This is a genomic window from uncultured Tateyamaria sp., from assembly GCF_947504105.1.
Lineage (GTDB): Bacteria > Pseudomonadota > Alphaproteobacteria > Rhodobacterales > Rhodobacteraceae > Tateyamaria.
In genome coordinates this window covers 1-236 of record NZ_CANNGP010000203.1, presented here as the reverse complement: position 1 = coordinate 236, position 236 = coordinate 1, and the positions used below count along the sequence as shown (strand labels likewise).

Here is a 236-nt window from a genome sequence, read left to right as displayed (position 1 = left end):
CACTTTCGAAGGCTGAAGTCGCCGAGATCATGAAGGCGGCCTATGTCGATTTCGAACCCGCCGGGAAGGAGAGCACGACAGGCCAGGCCCAGCGACGCAAGCGTGAGGCCATTGCCGCGCTGGAGCGCATGCCCTCCTCAGAAGTCATTGATCTATTCAAGGGTAATCCGACGTTTAAGCGACACGGGAAAGGCTTGAGTAACCGCATCACCGTGATGACGCAGGTTTTGAACGAG

At 57.2% G+C, this 236-nt stretch carries 1 protein-coding gene; it reads left to right on the top strand.

Annotated features, from left to right (window positions below; translation table 11 throughout):
• On the top strand, window positions 1-236 hold a 236-nt coding region (locus Q1A75_RS24200; protein ID WP_299593771.1), incomplete at both ends, for a hypothetical protein.